The sequence below is a fragment of the Amygdalobacter nucleatus genome (assembly GCF_029167365.1).
GTDB lineage: Bacteria > Bacillota > Clostridia > Saccharofermentanales > Fastidiosipilaceae > Amygdalobacter > Amygdalobacter nucleatus.
Window position 1 is genome coordinate 616,901 of record NZ_JARFNM010000001.1, and the last position, 21,354, is coordinate 638,254.

The following is a 21,354-nucleotide window of genomic DNA, read 5'->3' on the forward strand; positions in this document are numbered from 1 at the left end:
GCTCTTTATTTTCTCAAAAATTAGTTGCATCAGTAGTTATTATTGATGAGGAGGATTTGCGAATGTTACATTGCTTTGAGATGCAGGGCGATAAGCTCGTCTATGATGCAGAAACACAAGCATTAGTTTGTTGTGATGAATATGCCTGGGCCTTGTTGAAGGCTGTTAGTGAATTGGTTAATTGCAATAATCCGCCTCAATTATCTGATGATGAACGTAAATTAATAGCGGCAATGAACCATTTGGATTATGCCGAATTAGAGAAGTGCTGGGCAGATTTAAAACCTTTTATTGAAAGTGGCCATATTGGCGCTAAAACAGCTGAAATTAAACCTGAGCAGCTTTATCCAGCCGCACCACGTATTAAGTCAATGTGCTTGAATATCAGCCATGACTGTAACTTACGTTGCCAGTATTGCTTTGCATCTTGCGGTGATTATGCAACCGGCCACAGAGAGATGTTGTCATATGAAACAGGCAAAAAGGCGGTTGATTTCTTGATCAAAGCTTCCGGCCCACGCCGTAACTTGGATATTGACTTCTTCGGTGGTGAACCTTTGATGAACTGGAAAGTTTTGAAGGCTTTAACACTTTATTGTGAGGAAGAAGCACCAAAGCATAATAAGAAGATAAGATTGACTGTTACAACTAACGCACTTTTGTTAAACGATGAGCGTACAAAGTTTATCAATGAGCACATGAAGAACTGTGTTTTGTCAATTGATGGTCGTCCTGAAATTCAAGATAAGTTGCGCCCAGCTGTTGGTGGTCATGGCTCATATTCACACGTTATGCCAAAGATAAAGAAGTTCGTGCTAGATCGTGGTAACAAAGAGTATTACGTGCGTGGTACGTTTACCCATTACAATACTGACTTTAGCGAAGATGTTAAACATTTGGCTACTTTAGACTTACGTCAAATCAGTATGGAACCAGTTGTTGCGAAACCGACAGATGATTTTCGTTTGCGTGACAGTGATATACCAAAAGTTTTGGAAGAATATGAGAAGTTAGCTGTGCATTACCAACAGACCAAGGATGGTGAACATCCTTATCGCTTCTTCCACTTCAATGTGCAATTGGAAGGTGGAGCCTGCGCTTTCAAACGTTACAAAGGCTGTGGAGTTGGAACAGAGTATATTGCTGTGACACCTAACGGCTCGATTTACCCTTGTCACCAGTTCGTTGGTGAAGAACAGTACATCATGGGTAACGTCAATGATACGCAACCAGATGAATTAGATAAGAAAGTTCAAGCTAAATTTAAGGATTTGTTCACTTTGAATTCGCATGATTGCTTGAATTGTTGGTCACGTTACCATTGCGGTGGTGGTTGCCCAGCTAATAACTGGCACCAGAATAGCGATTTGCATAAAAATTACAAAATCGGTTGTATTATGGAGCAGAAACGACTTGAGTGCTCACTTTGGTTAAAGGCCAAAGAGCGTGGCGGTTTGCAGGCTCAAATTCAACCTGACATTGACGAAGTAGCTATTTGCGGCTCTGGCTGTGGCGGTGGCTGTGATACAGAAAGCAGTGCTGGCCCACATTGCTAATTAATAGCTATGTTTTGTTTGAGGAGCTTTAGTATTGACTGAGTATGCTAGAAGCGAATTGTATCAACAGATTAAGGACCAAATCGATATAGTCGATTTGGTTTCTGAATATGTTACGTTACAAAAAAAGAGCTCAAATAATTATTTTGGCATTTGTCCGTTTCATCAGGAGAAAACAGCCTCATTTAGTGTTTCAGCTAGCAAGCAAATTTATTATTGCTTTGGCTGCCATAAAGGTGGCGATTGTGTTGCCTTTATCCGCGATATTGAACATATTGAGTGGAAAGAGGCTCTAGCTTTTCTAGCTAAGCGTTTGCATATTGAATGGAAGTTAGATACTTACAAAGAATCAAAGGCTGAGCAAGTTGAGCAAGCCAAGGACAAACGCCAGTTTTTATTGGCTAATTTAGCAGCTAAATATTATTACGCTTGTTTGCAGAGCAAGTATGCAAGTCAAGTCCAAGCTTATTTACAATCTAGGTCTTTAGAGCAAAAGGCTGTGCAAGCTTATGGCTTAGGTGCAGCTTTGGGTTCAGGCCATGGCTTAACTAATTTTTTACTTAAACAACATTTCACCAAGACTGAGATGCTAGATTCAGGGTTGGTGCGTGAGAAAAATGGCCAATTGTATGATCTGTTTAGAAATCGTTTGATATTTCCAATTATGGATCGCTATGATCGTGTAGTTGCGTTTGGCGGCCGTGTTTTGGATCAGAGCAAACCCAAATATATTAATTCACCCGAAACTCCAATTTATGTCAAAGGACAGCATCTTTATGCTTACAACTTTGCTAAGCGCTCAAATGCAGAGGAAATTCTTGTTGTTGAAGGCTATATGGATGCTATCAGTTTATTGAGCCGTGGCTATCAGCAGGTGGTAGCTTGCTTAGGGACGGCTTTGACGAACAAACAAGCTCATTTATTGAAATTGTTAAATCGGCAAGTAGTTTTGTGCTTTGATAGTGATCAAGCTGGTCAAAAAGCCAGTCATCTTAGCTTGTTACGCTTGGAATTGCAGGGCTTACAACCGCAAGTTTTGAAAGTTAAAGATGCAAAAGATCCTGATGAATATGTGCGCAAATTTGGTATAGACGCGTTTCAGCGCCTAGTCAAAACAGCTGAGTCTGCTTTAACGTGGCGTATAAATAGTGCTTTTGATAATGCTAGAACAAGTAACGGGGCTTTTGATGAGGTTGTTTTTTTCAAAGAAGCAATAGCTATTTTGGCTAACTTGCGTGGCCCTATTAATTTTGCAAGAGGTTTGCAGGAAGTTAGAAAAAAAGTTGCTTCGTATAGCGAGGAAACCATTAAGCAAGAAGTTTTGCTATACAAAAAATCTGACGAGTATCGGCAGTTTTTGCGTAACATGGAGTACGAAGCGAAGCAGACACAAACTTTGCCTAGTCAAGTAGTAAAATTGCCTAGTTCAGAGAGCAATGTTAAGTCAACTTCTTCGATTGATGAACAAGCTATTAGATCGAAAACTGAACTTACAGCTAAGCAGAATAAAGATTTACCACAGCCTTTTTTGAACATTTTATGGTTGTTAATCAACGATAATCTACTGTATCAAGAATGTGCTGAGACTTTAGATAAAGAGTTTTCGAAATTATCGACAATAAAAGATTTGTGGCTAACTTTGAAGCCGCTATTAGCTAAAAATCAGTTAGATACGGCGACATTGTTGCATTTACTTGCATTTAATTCAGTAAGTACTAAAACAGCCAGTGAGATAGCTAAATTGTTTATGCAGGAAAATGAAATTACAGATAAAAAAGCTAGTCATAACAGCTTGCATAATAATTTACTCTTATTGAAGTGTGAGAGCTTGCAGAAGCAAATTAACAAGCTGTCATGGCAGATTAGAAATAAGCTTTATGCCTCAGATGAGGAAAAGGCAAAGCTGAGACAACACTACCAGCAATTGAACCGAGAATTGGCGATTCTTAGGCGTTAAATGGCCAAGTAGCGATGAATTATGGTATAATAAACGCTAACTGTCTAATAGTTATTTAATGAAAGCAGGTGTCTTATGGCGAAAAAGATTACGATAAAATCCACCGAAATGGAGACATTGAAGGATAAAGTAGCTAAGGCGAAGGTAAAGCCCGAGAAAGTGAAGGGTACTACTAAAAAGACAAGCAAAACTGTTACTAAGAAGAGCATAAAAAAAGACACGCTGACAGATAATTCAAGCGAAGAATTGTTGGATGATGATTACTCGGTGGCTCAGCTAAAAGACGAGGAAGAAGAAATCGAGTTTGACGGCAATATTTCTTACGAGGATGAAATAGTTGATACGAATTTAGATTTGAATAGTTTGTCTTCTTTAGATGATCAAGTTGCAAAGTCTGAAGATGACGATGATGATGAACTGATTGAAGCTACTGATGATGAGCGCAAAAAAGCTTTGTTAGCTTGCAAGCGTTTGGCAAGTCATGATGCTAAAGGTTCTGTTTTAGATGCTATCGTTGAATTAGCTAAGAATAATGATAATCACGTAAGTATGCGTGAAATTAACGAACAGTTTGAATTGTTCGATTTGGAGCCAGATGATATTGCTAGCATTATTGAAGAACTGAATGAACGCAACATCGAGGTAAGCGATGAAGATGAAGAAGAGGAAGAGATCACCGAAGAAGAGAAGGATAATGCAGCTAACTATGATTTAGTTGGTGTTGATGATCCTGTTCGTATGTACTTGAAAGAGATTGGTAAAGTTAATCTATTGACAGCTGAAGATGAGAAGGTCTTAGCTCAACGCATGCAAGCTGGCGATATTGAAGCTAGAGATCACCTCTGTGAGGCTAACTTACGTTTGGTAGTTTCGATTGCTAAGCGCTATGTCGGACGTGGCATGAGCTTCCTTGATTTAATTCAAGAGGGTAATTTGGGCTTACTTAAAGCTGTTGAAAAGTTCGACTATACAAAAGGATTCAAATTTAGTACCTATGCAACCTGGTGGATCCGCCAAGCAATTACACGTGCGATTGCTGACCAAGCACGTACAATTCGTATTCCTGTGCATATGGTTGAAACGATTAATAAGCTTGTGCGTGCACAACGTACTTTGTTGCAGGAATTAGGCAGAGAGCCAGAAGTTGATGAACTAGCTAAGGTGTTAGAACTTAAAGAAGATAAGGTACGTGAAATTATGAAGATTTCGCAAGAGCCTGTATCGCTTGAAAAGCCAATTGGTGAAGAGGAAGATAGCCACTTGGGTGACTTTATTCCAGATGATGATGCACCATCACCAGAGCATCAGACGGCTTTCTCATTGTTGAAAGAACAGCTTAACGACGTCTTGTCAACATTGACACCACGTGAGGAAAAGGTTTTGCGTTTGCGCTTTGGACTTGATGATGGCAGGACACGCACGTTGGAAGAAGTTGGCAAAGAATTTGATGTTACACGTGAAAGAATTCGTCAGATTGAAGCCAAGGCTTTGCGTAAATTGCGTCATCCAAATCGTTCAAAGCATTTGCGTGGCTATATGGATTAGGCATTAATTTTTTAGTTTATGGCAGATAAACAACTGGAACCTAGATTAGCTACAATCGTAGCCATTTTAGAGGCACTAGCTTGTTATAGGGTGCATGACTTAGCCTGTGATCATGGCTTGGTCAGCGCAGCATATGCTAGTGCTTTTCCTTTGTCTGAAGTTTTTGCCTCAGATATTGCAAGTAAACCTCTAGCTCGTGCAAAAGACTTATTACTAAGCAAATTAAAACTTAACAATGTGCATTGTCTTTTATCTGATGGATTAAGCAAGCATGAGAAGGTGGAGGCTGGTGATTCTGTTGTTTTAGCTGGTTTAAGTGGTGAAACGCTTTGGCAGATTATCTGTAACGACAAGCGCCTGGCAGCTTTAGATTATAAAGATAGAGTACCGTTGTTTATAGTAGCGCAGCCTATGCAGTTAGCGGCCAAATTCAAATTAGCAGCTTATTTGCATGACTTTTCCATTTTGCATGAGTCATTAGTCCTTGACAAAGGACGGGTGCAAGAAGTTATTTTATTGCAAAATTACCCATATCAGGCTTTACAAATTAAACAGGCACAAACAGATAGATTGCTTAAATTAGCTAAAAATTGCGGTCAAGCGATGCTATTAGCTGATAGAGCTAAGGTGAAGCAACTTGCTTTATGGCAGCAAACTTGCAAGGCCAAAATTGGCCTTAATTCTAATTGGCGTAGCGATGATGTACAAGTAATTTTGACTGAAATTACGAAATTATATAATCAAGCTAGTCAAATTGAACAAAAGGCAGATTACTGGCAATATCTGTTAGCTTTGATTAATTGTGGATTAACGGCGCTATTAACAGTCGGAGAAGCTAATTTGCCGTTAGAATTTCCCAAATGGGTTAATTATCCAGCTTTGTGCGGAGATAAAACTTTGAATTTGGCTGGACCAAAGGTGAGTGCCAAGGCAGAATACCTTGATGTTTTACTTAAATATTATAAGCATAAATTAGCTTATCTATATACAAAAGTTGAGCATGTACCAAGTGAAGAAAAAGCGCTTTGGCAAGCATTTTTGCATTGCTTAAATTGTTAGATGCTAAATGTCTGCAATAGGGAGCTGCAAGACTATATAAAATAAAAAATCCAGACTCAAGTCTGGACTCAAAATGCGGTCGACAAGATTCGAACTTGCAAGGATTTTACTCCACAGCGACCTCAACGCTGCGTGTCTACCAGTTTCACCACGACCGCGAAACACTATAGAATAATAGCTAATTTTTAGAGGAAAGTCAAATTTTTATAATCTGCGTGCTTTCAGCTAAATAAGTAGTTCTATGCATTTCTCGCGTCGACCTATTGTGTCTGTATAAGTTGGAATTTCACGCGCATATTGAGCTTGTACAAGCGTGTTCATGATTCTTGAAGCAGAACGCTTGGTTAAGCCTAGAATGATTGCTAGTTGTGAAGTAGTGAGTTTACAGTCTTCATTATTCTGCATATAGTTTACGAGATTATGAAGATGTTTGCGTAAAAGACCAGTTTTACTAGAAATTTCGCTGATTAAATCAACAGCCACCGATTTTTCATTCGCAGTTAGACTATAACGTTGCACTTGATGGTCAGTATACAAAGCAAGTGGATAGTGCTCATCAATAAAACTACGTGCATAAATTGAGTTATCAATGCAGTTTTGAACATTACTGCCATCAGCTATGCTAATACTTAATTGACCAGCTTGCTTTATTCCTAATGTCTCCAAAAGGTAATACCGCAATTGATCTATATTGAAGCTGTTGTTACTGATAACTAAATGTTGCTCAGTATTGGGAAGATAGATACCCTGGACAAAATTAGCATAAGCTTTATAAAAATGCATTTGTTCACCTTTATCGCCTGAAAAGTGAAGATTATGCACGCTGATAGCCTTGTGCTTATTTTGCTGTAATTCAATTTCACGCATCAGATTTTGAAAGTCAGCCAGTAAATCATACTTGGTAGCTGGGATACGGAAGCAGGGGATGTTTAAGGTTTTTAACATGTCGTAAGTATAGCCAAAGGCTGTAAAGATGACGTCTACTTCAGCAGTTTTGTACAAGTTTATGTATGAAAGTAAATAATGACTTTCACTTACTCTCTGATCGTATTCAATAATTGTTGTTTTCTCAAATTCTAGTTCGTATTGACTGATTAAATATTCAACTAGTTTTCGATCAATAATGTCAAATAATGGCCTCTTGTAATTTTTTTTGCTCCTTAAATAAGCGACAATGCTTTTACTAAAGCCTAAGACCAATCGTTTAGCGTAATAAATTGGAACGGTTGGATGATAATTATTGATAATTTCGTAATATACAGCTTTACCACTTGCGAAAATACCATCGATATTAGTTGGTAAAGCTGCTAGCTGATTTTTAATTTCAGAAGTATCTTCAGCATAGCAACAAGTGGTTTCGACGGGAAAGTCTGCAACCATATTTTTTATTTCACGTACAGACTCTGCCGTACCAATTAGTAAGATGTTCATGACTAAATTATAGCAGATTTACCTAAAAATGTGCTTGACGTCACAACAAAGTTGTATATAATTTTAATTAAAGACAAGTTTAAGACGTGATATAGACGCGTTTCAGAAATTGTTCTTGTGCTTGTATATCAGATATAAATGGAGAAAGTGTGATTGGTATGGCTATGAAAGCGTTAGCATTAGCCCAGGAATATTCAGAATTATGTAGAAAGTTTAGACGAGATTTACACCAAATCCCCGAACCTGAATTGAATTTACCAGAAACAAGTCAATATATACAGACTGTTTTGCAAAAATATGGTATTGAATACAAGCTTCTATTGGAGGGTAATGCCATTGTAGCATTAGTGAAAGGACAAGATCCTAATGCTGATGCAGACCATAATTGCTTAGCTATTCGTGCTGATATGGATGGTTTGCCAATAAAGGAGGCAACTGGATTAGAGTTTAGTTCGAAACATCCCGGCTTTATGCACGCTTGTGGACATGATTCGCATATGGCAATGGCTCTGACAACAGCCGTAATTTTAAGTCAGCATCCTAATTTCTTTCATGGAACTGTGAAATTTTTGTTTCAACCTGGTGAAGAAATTCCAGGTGGGGCTTTGCCAATGATTAAAGAGGGAGCAATGCAAGATCCTAAGCCAAATGCAGTTATCGGTTTGCATGTCGGTAATTTATTGGAAGGCGTTAAAAATGGCCAAGTTGCTTTTAAGAGTGGAGCGCTGATGGCAGCTATGGATAAGTTTACATTGACTATAAAGGGCAAAAGCGGACATGGTGCTAATCCTGATCGCAGTATTGATCCGATTGTGATAGCGGCTGAAGTTATTTTAGCTTTGCAAAAAATTGTTTCAAGGGAGATTCCACCAGTCGAAAGAGCAGTTGTTTCAGTTTGCAAAATAGAAGGTGGTTTTACCCAAAATATTATTCCAGATCAAGTGGTTTTGACTGGTACATCACGAAGCTTAAATGCGAAAGTACAGGATTTAATTGAAAGACGAATTGGAGAAATAGCTCAGGGTATAGCTCAGACATATGGAGGGTCAGTCGAGTTAAATTATGAACGTTATTATCCAATCCTAAATAATGATAAGAATTTTACAGAACGAGTCAAAGCTTTAGCTAAGGAGATGTTCCAAGATAGAGTTATTACTATTGAAAATCCAACAATGGGTGGCGATGATATGGCCTATTTCTTAAATGAAGTTCCAGGTACATATTTCTTCCTTTTGAATTCAATGACAGATGAAAATGGACATTATTACTCTAATCATTCAGATCATTTCACGATTGACGAATCCAGTTTAGTTACAGGTATGGCAATCTTTTTAGCGACGGTTGAGGACTTTTTAAATTAAGTTAATAGCTAGATTAGTTTATGGCGATTGTTTTAGTCGACAAAGACAAAAGCTGGTAGATGAAGCTAGTTAAAAATATAGCTACGGCTAATTTAAGGGGGTTATTATGAATAACCAATGGTATTATGCGCACCATCCTTTAATGTATTTGGTGTGCGGATTAGGTATTTTGCTTATCTTGGTTCAAGCAACAATCATTTTGCAAAAATCTTTGCAATGTTCTAAAGAAATTGGCATGGATCAGGCTCAAGTTAAACAAGGTATGAAAACAGCCTTTTTGAATTCTATTGGACCTGCACTAGGGGTTGTTGGTTCGATTTGGGCGCTAATTGTAACATTGGGTGCCCCTGTTACCGCTTTACGTATGAGCGTTATCGGTGGTACTAACTATGAAACAATGGCTGCTAATTTTGGTGCTAAAGCAATGGGTGGTGAATTAGCTACAAGCATGGATCCAGTTGTGTTTGCGAATGCTTTGTGGACACCAGCTTTAGGTGTTATGGGCTGGCTCATTTTTACATTCTTCTTTGCACATCGTATGGAAGCTGTTAATAAGTTACTTACAGGCGGACGCAAAGCTCTTTTGCCAGCAGTTAGTGTTGGCGCTATGCTTGGTGCTTTTGCTTATTTCAATGTCGACAATATTTTGAAAGTTACAGTAAATCCAGCTGTTACAGTTGCTGGTGCTTTAGGTTTAGTGATTATGGTTGTTTGCCAAATGATGGGTAAGAAAATTCCATGGCTTAAGCAATGGTCATTAACATTTGCTATGTTCGGCGGCGCTATTATCGCTGTTTTGTTCTTCTAATGGAGGTGTAAAATGGATGCTTTTGAAAAATATAATCGCGGCATAGTTCGAGTCGGTCGAACAACCATGGTTTTGGGTGCTATTGCTTGCTTATTACCACCTTTGTTGATGGCAGTCTATTTTGGCTATTTCCCAGGTTGGGCAGCTGTTGTAGCTGGTGCAATTTCCCAAATTTCTGTTTCAGGCGCCTTTTATCTGAGTGAACCAATTTCTTATTATCCAATTGTTGGTACAGCTGGTTTGTATCTTTCAACCTTGTCTGGTAACTCTGTAAATATGCGTATTCCAGCAGCTGCTACAGCTATTGAAGGTTCTGGTTTTAAAACTGGTACACGTGAAGGTTCGTTGATTGGTACTATTGGTATGGCAGTTTCAGTTTACGTTGGTATTTTCTTTGTATTCTTGGCTACAGTTTTAGGTCAGACTATCATTTCAAGTTTACCAGATAGCGTTTCTAGAGTGCTTGGCTTAATTATTCCAGCTCTATATGGTGGTATCTTTGGTCAATTTGCAATTAAATCCTGGAAGACGGCTGTCTGGGCTTTAGGTATTTCACTTGTTATGACCAAGATTGTGCAATTTATACCTGGCAATTTCTCGTTCTTAGTGACTTTAACAGCTGTTTTCAGTTCAATTATGGTTGCTAAAACACAAATTGAAGAAATCAAAAAACATAGCTAATAACACATTAGGTGTCTAGAAAGAGGTTAATATGGAAAAGTTGAATAGGCAGGAATTAGTGGATTTATTTAAAACACTGGTCAGCATTCATTCACCAGCAAAACATGAAAAGAATATGGGCGATTTTGTCACCAAGTTCATGCGTGATCTAGGCGCTGAAATTTATGCTGATAATTCCAATGAGAAATTCGGTGGCGATTTAGGCAGTATTTTCTGTAAATTAGAGGGCACAGTGCCAGGTGAAGGCGTTACAATTTCTGTACATCTGGACGTAGTACAACCTAATGAGGGCGTTAAGCCAATTGAAGATGGCGATATTATCAAAACAGATGGTACGACAACTTTAGGTGCTGATGACAAAGGTGGCGTAGCTTGTGTGCTTTATGCACTTAAATATTTGGTTGACCATCATTATGATCATGAGCCAATTTGGGTGATTTTCACACCTGGCGAAGAGACAGGCTTAATTGGTGCGCGTAATATTGATTGGCAAGAAGTTTACAAACATATGCAACCAAGCAAGCGCGTAATTGTTGTTGATAATGCTGGTCCATCCAAGTATGTTGCTTATAAGGCACCAACTGCAACAAATTATCGTTTGATTGCTCATGGTAAGGCTGCACATGGTGGTATCGAACCTGAAAAAGGTATAAATGCAATCATGATCTTGGCTGAAACTATTTTGCAATATAAGACAGCTCGTGTTGATAATGAGACAACAGCAAACATTTCTATTTTCAAAGCGGATGGTCCTACAAACGTTGTGCAAAATTATGCTGAGGCTTACGGCGAGATGCGCTCACATTCAGAAGAGAAGATTGAGAAATACTTAGCTGAATATGAAGAAATTGGTAAAAAGACAGCTGCTAAATATGGTGGTAGTTTTAAACTTGTTAAGGAATGGCAATATCCACGCTTGAATTCACCAGATGATTGTGCTTTTGCAAAGGAATTTATCGAAGTTTACAAGCAAATTGGTGTTGATGCTGAGTTACAAGTTATTGGTGGTGGATCAGATGCAAACTTCTTCGCTTATGAAGGATTTAACTCAATTATCATTGGCGTTGGTATGATTAATCCTCATACTGTGCGTGAAGCAATTGATGTCCGTGAAATGCTAGTAGCTTGTCAGGCATTGTTAAAATTCTGGAAGAAATAAAATTTGCACTTTTTTAGTGCTCCACCTAGAGGTTCGTCAGTTTAAACTGACGAACCTTTTTATATATTATAAAACTTAGTTTTAATGCTTCTATATATAGATTTTTTAGTGTAAATGGTAAGAGCAATTAGGAACAGTACAAATCCATTTGCTTTAGCTTTTAGCTCACCTATTTTACTGACAGTCTTTCGTTAGGGACATAATTCGGAGCAGGATTTGGCTTGCTTTTGTCGTCATCGTCGTCAGAAACTGGCTTTAGCGGTGAACTTGCGGTAATTTCGTAAGAGAAATCAGCGTTATCGATAAGCTTATAATTCCCGTTAGATTTCTTATATAACATACATTGACCATCTAATTTGCCAGCTTTACTAGCTATATATTTTTGGTTATATTGTTTGAAAAAGGTTGAATTTTGCAATTGTACAGGTTTACCATTTTCCTTAAATCCTTCCAAATAGCTTACTTGATAATTATTTTGATCCGAGATAGTAAGAGACTGTGTATAAGCAGCGCCCACTTCAATTTTAGTTGTTCCGAGAGTTTGGTTAGAAAAGGGTGCGCTCCCTAGATTATTTAAATTTTGTTGGTCAATATTGAATTTTATTTTGGCAAAATCACCTTAGGCTACAATTTCACTAATTTTGTTATCTGTAAAGGCTTGTTCGCCTAGGCCTTCAGCTGTGTCAGAGGATAAACTTGCAGGTAAGATAACCTTGCTTATCTTGTTACTTTGAAATGAGACACGTCCAACATACATAATATTTGGCGGTAAAGTTAAAGTTCCCTCTATGCTATTTCCAAAGAAAGCGCCATATGCAATTTTTTTAGAGAACTAGGAAAAATAATTTGCTTGATAGTTTGTTTGTGATGGTTAAAATTGAAAGCATTTTCATCAATGTATTCTACCCCTTCAGGAATGATATGTACCCAGAATACTGGACACATATTTATGAACTAGGCTGGACACATGGATGCTATCCTGTATTGTACAGGAGGCATCCATTTTGTTTTTGCCTGAATTCTTTTATTATTATAGTAATCTATATATTCTTCAACTGCTTTTGAGAATTCTTCGAAGGAGGAATAATCTTTCTCATAGCCGTAATACATCTCATTCTTTAGTCTTCCGAAGAAGGTTTCCATTATACAGTTGTCATAACAATTACCTTTTCGCGACATAGACTGTACAATACCGTGTTTCTGTAAGGTATTTCTAAAATAGGCATGCATATACTGCCAACCTTGGTCTGAATGAAATATAAGCCCTTCAACAGATGGGAATTTTTCAAAAGCTCTATCCAGCATTCTTGATACCTGCTCAAGATTCGGGCTTGTTGATAAATTATATGAAATGATTTCATTCGTATTCATATCCAGTACTGGAGAGATATAGCATTTCCCCCATGAAAAATTAAACTGAGAGACATCTGTTGTCCATTTCTGCAATGGTGCTGTTGTACTGAAATCCCTATTTATTACATTATCAGCAATCTTACCTACTTCGCCCTTATAAGAATGATATTTTTCCTTTGGACGCTTACCAGCTAATCCTGCTTTATGCATAAGGCGTTGAACTCGCTTATGATTTATATGATATCCACGATTTAGTAATTCATGATAAATTCTACGAACACCATATCTATGCTTGTTTTTTTCAAATATTTCTCTAATAACAATCAGTAATTCTTCATTGCGATCAGCAACTACATCTGATTTGTTAATCTCAAAATAATAAGTTGATTTAGACATGCCAATAGCTTTTAAGAGATATTTTAATTGGTATCCTTTTTCACGGAGTTCTTTGATGATTGCTGCTTTTTCGCCTTGAGTTCCGCAGCCCATTTTTCGTGTCTCAAGGCGATTAATTTTTTTATTGCTTCATTCTCCGTTTTTAAGTATTCAGTTTCTGCTCTAAGACGAATTAATTCTTCACGTTCTGATGGGGTTAAATCAGTGGGTTTGGATTTCTTGCTCACGTTTGCTTCCTTCTTACTTTTTCTGCCTTTTTTGAGATTTAATCCTTCATACCCTTTAACTTTATATGTCTGAACCCATTTAGACAATAATCCACTATCAATTCCTGCACTAATAGCAACAGATTTTTGTGATTCACCAGCAAGTACACGAGCTACTAACTGATATCTACATTCAGCCGAACGTTCTTTACATGTAGTTGGATGCCGAAGAGAATCAAGACCATATATATCTGCAATTCTTGACCATTGTACAATTCTTTTTCTAAAATTCTTTTGACTTATACCTTCTGGTGTCTCAATCCACTGACCAGAGCGATATAGTTCTACAGCATTAAGTTTAAAAGCATAATCGTATTTCATACAAAACCCCTTTCACTGGTTGTGTCCAGTAAAAGGGGTACATATCAGAATGACAAGCGTATGGGGTTGCTTTATTTTTTCCATCTCCTGGTCACTGAACGGGTTACCATAAGACGATTCGTTTGCTGTGACAACACGGGCAGTAATGCCTTTCTTGTCTTGAGCAAGTCTAAAATCACTTAGTTCCCAAGTTAGACTATTATTTGCAGGTGGGGGGGAGTTTCGTTATCAGCTTTGACAGTTATATTCATGACTGAAAGAGTGACAAGTAAAGTAAGTAGTTTTTCATCTAAAAAATTCCCTCTCTAATTACTCTAGAAAATTATACATACTTATAAAAAATATAGTCAATATAAAAATGTGATTAATGTACGTATTTTTTGACAAATTCCTATAAATAGCCTATTTTAAATATTTGTGCATATTAAGCTATTTGCTTACCATTTAAGCACATGACAGGAGATAGTATGACTAATATAGATGAGTATCGTTTGAATTTAGCTAAACAAGCTTATGGACTTTGGGGCATTAAGCCTGAATTAGTTAGTGAAGCTGAAACAGTTGAAGCAGAATTAAGCGAAAGCTTCGCCAGAATCGAGGCTAATAAGGCGTATAATCAACTGAAAGTTTTACATGCTATGCAGGATGCGAAGTATGCTGAAACTGATTTTGTAGCTAGCACGGGCTATGGTTACAATGACAGCGGCAGAGAAAAATTAGAACAAATATATGCTAAGGCATTTGGCGCTGAATCTGCTTTGGTGCGCTTAAGTATTAGCTCTGGCACACAGGCTATCGCAACAGCCTTATACGCTTGCTTAAGACCAGGCGATGAGCTATTAGCTGCTTTTTCCAAGCCATATGATACATTAGACAGCATCCTTGGCTTTGGCGAGGCTGCTAACAAAGATTTAGGCTCCTTACGTGATTTAGGCGTAACTTATCAACAAGCAGAATTAACAGCCAAAGGTTTACCTAATATTCCTGAAATACTCAGTAAGATCAATGAAAAAACAAAGGTCGTGCATTTGCAACGCTCACGTGGCTATCAACGCAGAAAGGCCTTTACGATTAACGAGTTGAAAGAAGTAATCGCAGCAGTTAAAGCTAAAAAGCCAGAAGTAATTGTTTTTGTTGATAATTGTTATGGCGAATTTACTGAAACTATGGAGCCAACTCAAGTCGGCGCAGATTTAATTGCCGGCTCTCTAATCAAGAATCCAGGCGGTGGCTTAGCTCCTTGTGGCGGTTATGTGGCTGGTAGAGCTGATTTAGTAGAAAAAGCACATGCACATTTGACAGCACCGGGCTTAGGGGGAGAAGTTGGACCTTCACTTGGCTTTAACAGGAACTTGGTCCAAGGCTTCTATTTTGCCCCGCATGTCGTGGCTGAGTGCCTTAAAGGTATGGAATTTGCCGCGTTATGGTTCAGTAAACATGGTGTTGTTTCGCAGCCAAAAGCAAAGGGTATCCGTTCGGATATAGTGCAATTATTGGAATTTGCTAAACCAGAAGAACTTGTAAAGTTCTGTCAGGCAATTCAAGCAGCTTCTCCAATTGATAGCCACTTTAAGCCAATCCCTTGGGCAATGCCAGGCTATGATTCAGAAGTTATTATGGCTTGTGGCGCCTTTGTTCAAGGCTCTTCTTTGGAATTAAGTGCCGATGGCCCAATCAAAGCACCGTATACAGCCTATATGCAAGGTGGCTTGGTTTATGAAAATGTCAAACTAGCTGTTTTGCTAGCTACTAACGATTTGCTTAATTCATGATTTAATATGTTTTAAGATAATTAAAGTCTACCGAATAGATTGATGGTATACTTAACATACTTGTAGGCTGTTACTAGTCAGCCTCAATTTATAGTTGATGTGGTAAAGATGGCGATAGGGAAGAAGAACAAGCGATTTAAGGCCATTCAGAATTTGGCTAATAGTTTGCAAGCTAAACTTAGCAATAAACAAGCTCAGATCGAGCAAGATGTTGCTAAGCAGGATGCCTTGCGCCTTGAAGATTACCTTTATGAGCAGGGACAAGTTAATAGTTCGGCTTTGGCTAAGCGCAAGATGCAAGAGCGCCGTGGCTTCAAAGCGTTCGAGAGAGAATTCTATTCAGGTTATCCGCAATCTAACTACCCTAAGCAGCAAGTTACCAATTATAAACCTGAAACAAAAAATCCTGTTCGTTTAGCGGAAACTATGGGCGTAACGGGGCAGCTTACTTCCGATTCGTCAAAAAAGAAGCATACCATTAAAGACAGATTAGACGGATTTTTTCAGAGATTTGCGAAAGCTAAAAATAAGCGACAACAGATGGCTAAGAAGCAGCCTGCCTTGGTCCAGACTGTTAATAAACAGTCTAATTCTAAGGCTTGGCAGCCACCTGTTCCTAATTTACAGAGTAGACAAGCTACATATATGCCTGAGCAGATGCAGAATTTGCAAACAGCTTCAGCCAATATAGGTGCAAGTCCCAAAGCATTATCCAAACAGCCAACTAAGCCTAACAAATTTACAGACCAAATTTTTAAGCTTTTCTACACCATAGTTGCGATATTTATGAAGCCTAAGAAGTTGGATCTGTCCAAGCAAAATGCTGAAGAACCAGCTACAAGTGGCAAGTTGCCAAAATACGATTTAGCAGATGTTAATCGTAAGATTGATTCAGCTATTTTTAAAATGCAACGCCAAGAGAAAAGAAGACGCTTGATAACAGTCTTTTGCTTTAGCTTTAGCTTGCTACTTTTAGCAATTGTGATTGGTAAAGTCATTCTTAATCAGACAAGCGCCAAGATGGAGCTGCATATTTTGAAAAATGGCGATTTGGAGCAGCAGTTTCCAGCCTTTGGCTTTGTCGCAAGAGAAGAAAAAGTTTTGTATTCGCCAGTGGCAGGTGAGATTGAAGCTATCAAGGCAGAAGGCAGTTTGGTAGCAGCTGATGAAGAGATTGCTAATATTGTGACGAGTGACATTAGCGAAATTAAACACAAAAATGACAACATTGAGCGCCAAATTTCAGAGCAGATTTTAACTTTATTGAAACGTGGCCAAAACACACAGGCTAACCAATTGTTTGCCAAGGCTGACGTTGCTATGTTGCCAACTTTGAATTTGTTAAGGCAAGATTTGGCTGAGAATAAACTAGGACATATAAACAATTACGTTTATACATTGCAGCCTTTCTTACAAGAGCGTAATTTCTCTCTGCGCCAAATGAATTTGGCTGACCCTATCATTGATAGCTTAAGAACAGAGCAAAAAGTTTTGGTTCATGAGTTACAAGAAAAGGCGCGCATTATTGAAACACCATCAGCTGGTTTGATTTCATATAAGATAAATCCGCAATTGATAGATATTAACACTGAAACGATTCAAAGCATGAGTTATGATCAGTTTATTACCTATTACAATGCTGCGAAGCCATCAGCTTCCAGTAACGGCAAGAAAGTTAAGGAGCAGGTACCAGTTATCAGATTGGTTGATACACGTTACCAGTATTTCTTGTTACAGGTTGCAAATGCTAAGAGCAGCGACTTTACAGTGAATAAAGCCTACAAATTGCTCGTTGCGGGTGTTGGTCAGACAATAGAAAATTGTACGGTTTTACGTGTAACACCTGATAATGGTGGTGTATTACTCTTGTTGAAGAGTGACCGTAATGTTGAAGTCTTGCTAGATCAAGTAGCTATTAAAGCTAAACTCATCAAAGCGACAAAGAGCGGCTTGATTGTCCCGAAAGTTGCGCTTGTTTATGAAGATGCTAAGCGTGAAAGTACAGCTTATGTTGAAGTGTTAAAAGGCGGTTTTGTCGAAAAAGTTAGTGTGAGAGTTGTTGATAGCAATGAACAATACGCCATTATTGAAGGCTTAAACGAAAAAGATAATGTAATTAGTGAAAATGCAATTGTTGTGTTGAATCCACGTCAAGTTAAAGTGGGGCAACAAGTTACATAATTAGAAAACAAAAGAGAATCGAGGAAAATATGGCTTTTTTTAAAAATATTTTGAAACCAGTAGATGGAGAGGATGCTACTTATGCTGAGAATTATGCAGCTAATCAGGCAGATTATAGTAATGCTGAAAGTCAGGCAGCTGGTGCAAGAAGAGTAACACCTAGCAATATGAGTGCTGGTGCAGCTTATTTAAGAAATATGCCAAATAGTGGAGAGATTGTTTTAGTTGAAGCTAGCGATATTGCTGGAGCCCAAGAGATTGCTTTACATTTTAAACGGGGAGCATCAGTTGTTTGCGATTTAAGTAACATGAATGCGACTGATTTTCAGCGTAGCTTAGATTTTATCTCAGGTGTTGCCTTTGTTTTAGAGGGTAATTTTACTAAAGTTAGTCGTGAAATTTATTTATTAATGCCTAAAAATGTAACATATCGTACAGATAAATCTGCAAACGATATTGAAAATCAGACACAAGCTCCAGCTGAATATTAATTTAAGTTGAAGGAGAACTTTATGCCTGCAGATTTAAGTAGATTTGAGCCACGCGTACCGAGAACTGAGTTATGTGATGGTAAAATATTGACCATTGCCGTGCCTGCATATAATGCGGCCAAGTTTTTGCCGCGTACTTTGGGCCCATTTATGGATTTAGATGAGCAATATCGGAAATTGCTTGAAATTATTATCGTCAATGACGGATCTAAGGATAATACAGCTGAGATTGCGCAGACTTATGTCGATAAATATCCAGAATTGTTTGTGTTGGTTAATAAAGAAAATGGCGGCCATGGTTCAGGTGTGAACTATGGTATGCAACATGGCCGTGGACTTTATTATTATGTTTTAGATGCTGACGATTGGCTAGACATAACAAGCTTAAAACACGTTATTGATTTTTTACAAGTCCAACGTGAGGCCTATCTTGATAAGAAGTCTGATAAGCTGACTGATTTATTATTGGTCGATTATACTTATGAAAATATCGAGGAAGGTCAAAACCGCATCTCCTTGAGACGCCAATTGCCAGTTGAAAGTTTCTTTGAATTTACTGAAACAAAACACTTTACGCAAGGCACTTATTTGACCATGCATTCGATGATTTATCGCATGGACATTTTGGCCCAAGCAAAGTTAGTTTTGCCTGAGCATTGTTTCTACGTCGATAACCTTTTAGCTTATATACCGCTACCATATTGTCATAGCTTTTATTATTTGCCAGTTGAACTTTATCACTATGAAGTTGGCCGCAATGATCAGTCGGTGAATGAACAGATTTTCATTAAGCGGATTGATCAGCAAATTAGAGTCACTAAGCTCTTAACAGAGGCATTCCACCTTTATGCAATTTTGCCAGGTAAAACAGGCAAGTGCTTACGTAGCTACCTGTTACATTATTTAGCTGCGATGTATACTGTAAGCGTGGTGCATTTAAGGATAATTGCTGATGATGTGGCCAAGGCGAAAATTGAAGATCTGTGGTCATTTTTGCACGATTTTGATGAGGAAATGTATCAGGCTGTGCGCCATTCACCAGCCAATTCTTTGCTGACATTGCCTTTGAGCAATGAGATTGTGACGATGATTTATCGCGTAGTAAAGAAATTTTTGAAATTTAATTAGTTTTATAGCTACTAGCTAGAAAGGATGTAGACATGCTGAACAACAAATTAATCAAACGCTTGTGGCAATTATTTTTAGTTGTGTTGCCTGCATTAGTTCTAGCTTGTGTTGGCTACATTAAGCAGGGCGATGTAGCCTTCTTTGAAAAAGTTGCGAAATACATTGCACCTTTTGTTGCTTGGCCAATTCGCTTTATCAGCAATCTCATGCCTTTTTCTGTAACAGAGTTGATGGCCTGGTTTGTACCGTTAGCTTTGTTAATTGTTGTTTTATTGCTTGTTTCAAGAACTTTAGTCTGGGTCTTACAAAGTTTGTTGGCTATACCTAGGATTTTCAATAACAAATACATTGCTTATTGGCAAGAGAAGACACTATTTTATTGGCGTTACATTGGCAAATTAGCTTTCGTGTTAGTTTGTGTTGCTTCTTATGTTGTTTCAACTTATCTTTTATTTCATGGCTACAATTATGGCCGAGAGCGTATCAGTTCCAAATTGAATTTGCCAGTTGAACAAGTTGATGAAACTGATTTAGAGATGGCAAGTATTTACGTTTTTCAAAAGTTGAGCGAGTTTAGTGCTGATTTTTCTGAACCAGCTGATTTAGCTGAAACTAAAGAAACTGAGTTGGAAACAAGTTCAACTACGCAAGCTGAAACTGAGATAATTACTAGTAAGTCTTTGCCAACTATTTCAGGTGAAAAAACATTACCGAGTGCTGATTCAAGTGAAACTACTCCAAAAATTCCAACAGAATCTGTAACCAAGCCTAGCCAGGTGCATCTTACCTTTGGCGAGAATGCAGCAGTGCTAGCTGATAATATGAGTGAATTAACCTTGTCAGATACTGGTGATGTAGTACAAGGTGCAGAAAGTCCAAATCAAGTTATGCCAGTTGGGGCAGGCTTAGATGAAACTGCTAATGAAGCTAATTCAGATAAAGTTGTTGTTGATGGCTCTGTCATCGACAGAGATAGCCTAGATAGTGCTACCATAGATGGTGCTAATTTGGATGAATCTGAGCAAGCAGCCCCATTAGTTCCAGCTTTTACAAAGGTTGCTACAAATAATCCTGCACCTACGTCTACAACAAGTATAACGACTAAGCCTGAAACTAGTAAAACAGAAACTAAAGCTAGCGAAATTGAAGCTGAAACAACTAATGAGAGTGAGACTAAGCGTGAAACAAGTTCGCAGACTGATGACAGATCATTAGTAAATTTAAGCACTCAATTACAAGTGCCAAGCTCTAATCAAGCGTTGTTTAATTTAGCTTTGCAAGCTTATCAAGAATCGGCTAGATATTATAATTTCTTGGATGGTCAGACGTTAGCTTTGAAGGCAGTTACAATGTCATATTATTGGTCTTTTACTCATACTACTGGTATGTATATGCCACTATTTATGGAAGCCAACGTTAATGTGAGTCAATTGCCACCTTACATTCTGTTCACAGCAGCGCATGAATTAGCTCATCAGCGTTTCTTTGCCCGTGAGGATGAGGCTAATTTCTTAGCTTTCTTTACACTAAGTAAAAGTCAAGATAGATATGCTAATTACAGTGCTTATCTTAATGCTTGGACCTATTTGAGCAAGGATTTATTTAAGGTTAATCATAATTTAGCAATTGAATTATATCGGGCCTTGCCAGCTGTATGTCGTCGTGACATAGAGCTAGAGGATGCATATTGGCAGCAATTTAAGACACAAGTTGCGCGTGACAGCCAGCAGCTTAACAATGAGTTTATCAAGGCGAACGGTGATGAGCGTGGCGTTGTAGCTTATGATGAAGTTAGCAAATTGATTGTTGCGCATTTTAAAGCTACGGGTCAATTAGATGAAGTTAAGCAGACAAAATTAGCTAAGTCAGCAAAAGGGTTGAACTAAACT

The 21,354-nt window shown here is 38.1% G+C and carries 17 protein-coding genes and 1 tRNA gene; 13 read left to right on the plus strand and 5 right to left on the minus strand.

What is annotated here, in order from left to right:
* The first annotated feature begins 62 nt into the window (after nucleotides 1–62).
* The 4 genes from scfB (at nucleotide 63) to PYS62_RS02770 (ending at nucleotide 6,117) form a co-directional block, all read left to right on the plus strand.
* Entirely contained in the window at nucleotides 63–1,556 is a 1,494-nt protein-coding gene (scfB, locus tag PYS62_RS02755; RefSeq protein WP_082714298.1) for a thioether cross-link-forming SCIFF peptide maturase, read from the plus strand.
* Nucleotides 1,557–1,590: 34 nt separating this feature from the next.
* A complete protein-coding gene (dnaG, locus tag PYS62_RS02760; RefSeq protein ID WP_066713711.1) occupies nucleotides 1,591–3,513 on the plus strand; it encodes a DNA primase in 1,923 nt (640 codons plus the stop codon).
* Between the two features lie 453 nt (nucleotides 3,514–3,966).
* Nucleotides 3,967–5,058, plus strand: coding sequence for an RNA polymerase sigma factor RpoD (gene rpoD, locus PYS62_RS02765; protein WP_315574086.1), 1,092 nt, complete (start codon nucleotides 3,967–3,969; stop codon nucleotides 5,056–5,058).
* 18 nt (nucleotides 5,059–5,076) lie between these two features.
* Nucleotides 5,077–6,117 (plus strand): tRNA (adenine(22)-N(1))-methyltransferase TrmK, encoded by a 1,041-nt coding sequence (locus tag PYS62_RS02770; protein ID WP_066713708.1) that lies wholly within the window; start codon nucleotides 5,077–5,079, stop codon nucleotides 6,115–6,117.
* A 74-nt stretch (nucleotides 6,118–6,191) separates the two neighbouring features.
* On the opposite strand, the gene PYS62_RS02775 is transcribed toward PYS62_RS02770, so the two are convergent.
* Together PYS62_RS02775 and PYS62_RS02780 are read right to left on the minus strand one after the other, a co-directional pair.
* Nucleotides 6,192–6,275, minus strand: a tRNA-Leu gene (locus PYS62_RS02775).
* Nucleotides 6,276–6,342: 67 nt separating this feature from the next.
* Nucleotides 6,343–7,548: a helix-turn-helix domain-containing protein gene (locus tag PYS62_RS02780; protein ID WP_066713705.1), complete on the minus strand. Its 1,206-nt coding sequence runs from the start codon at nucleotides 7,546–7,548 to the stop codon at nucleotides 6,343–6,345.
* 158 nt (nucleotides 7,549–7,706) lie between these two features.
* Here PYS62_RS02780 and PYS62_RS02785 point away from each other — a divergent pair, with 158 nt between their 5' ends.
* The 4 genes from PYS62_RS02785 to PYS62_RS02800 all read left to right on the plus strand — a co-directional run bounded on the left by PYS62_RS02785 (nucleotide 7,707) and on the right by PYS62_RS02800 (nucleotide 11,557).
* Complete coding sequence (locus PYS62_RS02785; protein WP_315572749.1) at nucleotides 7,707–8,909, plus strand: M20 metallopeptidase family protein; 1,203 nt, start codon at nucleotides 7,707–7,709, stop codon at nucleotides 8,907–8,909.
* A 106-nt stretch (nucleotides 8,910–9,015) separates the two neighbouring features.
* Nucleotides 9,016–9,717 carry a DUF5058 family protein gene (locus PYS62_RS02790; protein WP_066713703.1) on the plus strand — a complete coding sequence of 234 codons (702 nt, stop codon included), beginning with the start codon at nucleotides 9,016–9,018 and terminating at the stop codon, nucleotides 9,715–9,717.
* A gap of 12 nt (nucleotides 9,718–9,729) precedes the next feature.
* The gene (locus PYS62_RS02795; RefSeq protein ID WP_066713701.1) at nucleotides 9,730–10,398 is read left to right on the plus strand and encodes a hypothetical protein; all 669 of its coding nucleotides are present in this window, start codon (nucleotides 9,730–9,732) and stop codon (nucleotides 10,396–10,398) included.
* A gap of 31 nt (nucleotides 10,399–10,429) precedes the next feature.
* Nucleotides 10,430–11,557, plus strand: a complete 1,128-nt coding sequence (locus PYS62_RS02800; protein ID WP_066713699.1) for a M20/M25/M40 family metallo-hydrolase — start codon at nucleotides 10,430–10,432, stop codon at nucleotides 11,555–11,557.
* Nucleotides 11,558–11,726: 169 nt separating this feature from the next.
* Here the strand turns inward: PYS62_RS02800 and PYS62_RS02805 are convergent, their stop codons facing one another.
* The 3 genes from PYS62_RS02805 to PYS62_RS02815 all read right to left on the minus strand — a co-directional run bounded on the left by PYS62_RS02805 (nucleotide 11,727) and on the right by PYS62_RS02815 (nucleotide 13,893).
* Nucleotides 11,727–12,011 carry a hypothetical protein gene (locus PYS62_RS02805; RefSeq protein WP_066713696.1) on the minus strand — a complete coding sequence of 95 codons (285 nt, stop codon included), beginning with the start codon at nucleotides 12,009–12,011 and terminating at the stop codon, nucleotides 11,727–11,729.
* Between the two features lie 500 nt (nucleotides 12,012–12,511).
* Complete coding sequence (locus tag PYS62_RS02810; RefSeq protein WP_082714282.1) at nucleotides 12,512–13,399, minus strand: IS3 family transposase; 888 nt, start codon at nucleotides 13,397–13,399, stop codon at nucleotides 12,512–12,514.
* On the minus strand, nucleotides 13,330–13,893 hold the full coding sequence (locus tag PYS62_RS02815; protein ID WP_066713357.1) for a helix-turn-helix domain-containing protein: 564 nt from the start codon (nucleotides 13,891–13,893) through the stop codon (nucleotides 13,330–13,332). Before PYS62_RS02815 ends, PYS62_RS02810 begins: the two co-directional genes overlap by 70 nt.
* A gap of 467 nt (nucleotides 13,894–14,360) precedes the next feature.
* On the opposite strand from PYS62_RS02815, the gene PYS62_RS02820 reads away from it, so the two are divergent.
* From PYS62_RS02820 to PYS62_RS02840, 5 genes are all read left to right on the plus strand, one after another.
* Entirely contained in the window at nucleotides 14,361–15,665 is a 1,305-nt protein-coding gene (locus tag PYS62_RS02820) for a methionine gamma-lyase family protein (RefSeq protein ID WP_082714283.1), read from the plus strand.
* A gap of 108 nt (nucleotides 15,666–15,773) precedes the next feature.
* The gene (locus PYS62_RS02825) at nucleotides 15,774–17,846 is read left to right on the plus strand and encodes an HlyD family efflux transporter periplasmic adaptor subunit (protein WP_066713363.1); all 2,073 of its coding nucleotides are present in this window, start codon (nucleotides 15,774–15,776) and stop codon (nucleotides 17,844–17,846) included.
* Between the two features lie 29 nt (nucleotides 17,847–17,875).
* A complete protein-coding gene (locus PYS62_RS02830) occupies nucleotides 17,876–18,337 on the plus strand; it encodes a cell division protein SepF (protein ID WP_315572743.1) in 462 nt (153 codons plus the stop codon).
* A gap of 21 nt (nucleotides 18,338–18,358) precedes the next feature.
* Nucleotides 18,359–19,465 (plus strand): glycosyltransferase family 2 protein, encoded by a 1,107-nt coding sequence (locus PYS62_RS02835; RefSeq protein ID WP_066713368.1) that lies wholly within the window; start codon nucleotides 18,359–18,361, stop codon nucleotides 19,463–19,465.
* A gap of 32 nt (nucleotides 19,466–19,497) precedes the next feature.
* Nucleotides 19,498–21,351 carry a DUF3810 family protein gene (locus PYS62_RS02840; protein WP_066713371.1) on the plus strand — a complete coding sequence of 618 codons (1,854 nt, stop codon included), beginning with the start codon at nucleotides 19,498–19,500 and terminating at the stop codon, nucleotides 21,349–21,351.
* Nucleotides 21,352–21,354: the final 3 nt, after the last annotated feature.

What these genes read in the sequence shown, in the direction of transcription:
- scfB (WP_082714298.1), top strand. Translation starts at nt 63, where the DNA reads ATGTTACATTGCTTTGAGATGCAGGGCGATAAGCTCGTCTATGATGCA.
- PYS62_RS02840 (WP_066713371.1), top strand. Translation starts at nt 19,498, where the DNA reads ATGCTGAACAACAAATTAATCAAACGCTTGTGGCAATTATTTTTAGTT.
- PYS62_RS02835 (WP_066713368.1), top strand. Translation starts at nt 18,359, where the DNA reads ATGCCTGCAGATTTAAGTAGATTTGAGCCACGCGTACCGAGAACTGAG.
- PYS62_RS02795 (WP_066713701.1), top strand. Translation starts at nt 9,730, where the DNA reads ATGGATGCTTTTGAAAAATATAATCGCGGCATAGTTCGAGTCGGTCGA.
- PYS62_RS02815 (WP_066713357.1), bottom strand. Translation starts at nt 13,893, where the DNA reads ATGAAATACGATTATGCTTTTAAACTTAATGCTGTAGAACTATATCGC.
- PYS62_RS02825 (WP_066713363.1), top strand. Translation starts at nt 15,774, where the DNA reads ATGGCGATAGGGAAGAAGAACAAGCGATTTAAGGCCATTCAGAATTTG.
- PYS62_RS02800 (WP_066713699.1), top strand. Translation starts at nt 10,430, where the DNA reads ATGGAAAAGTTGAATAGGCAGGAATTAGTGGATTTATTTAAAACACTG.
- PYS62_RS02810 (WP_082714282.1), bottom strand. Translation starts at nt 13,399, where the DNA reads ATGGGCTGCGGAACTCAAGGCGAAAAAGCAGCAATCATCAAAGAACTC.
- PYS62_RS02830 (WP_315572743.1), top strand. Translation starts at nt 17,876, where the DNA reads ATGGCTTTTTTTAAAAATATTTTGAAACCAGTAGATGGAGAGGATGCT.
- PYS62_RS02780 (WP_066713705.1), bottom strand. Translation starts at nt 7,548, where the DNA reads ATGAACATCTTACTAATTGGTACGGCAGAGTCTGTACGTGAAATAAAA.
- PYS62_RS02785 (WP_315572749.1), top strand. Translation starts at nt 7,707, where the DNA reads ATGGCTATGAAAGCGTTAGCATTAGCCCAGGAATATTCAGAATTATGT.
- PYS62_RS02820 (WP_082714283.1), top strand. Translation starts at nt 14,361, where the DNA reads ATGACTAATATAGATGAGTATCGTTTGAATTTAGCTAAACAAGCTTAT.
- PYS62_RS02770 (WP_066713708.1), top strand. Translation starts at nt 5,077, where the DNA reads ATGGCAGATAAACAACTGGAACCTAGATTAGCTACAATCGTAGCCATT.
- PYS62_RS02790 (WP_066713703.1), top strand. Translation starts at nt 9,016, where the DNA reads ATGAATAACCAATGGTATTATGCGCACCATCCTTTAATGTATTTGGTG.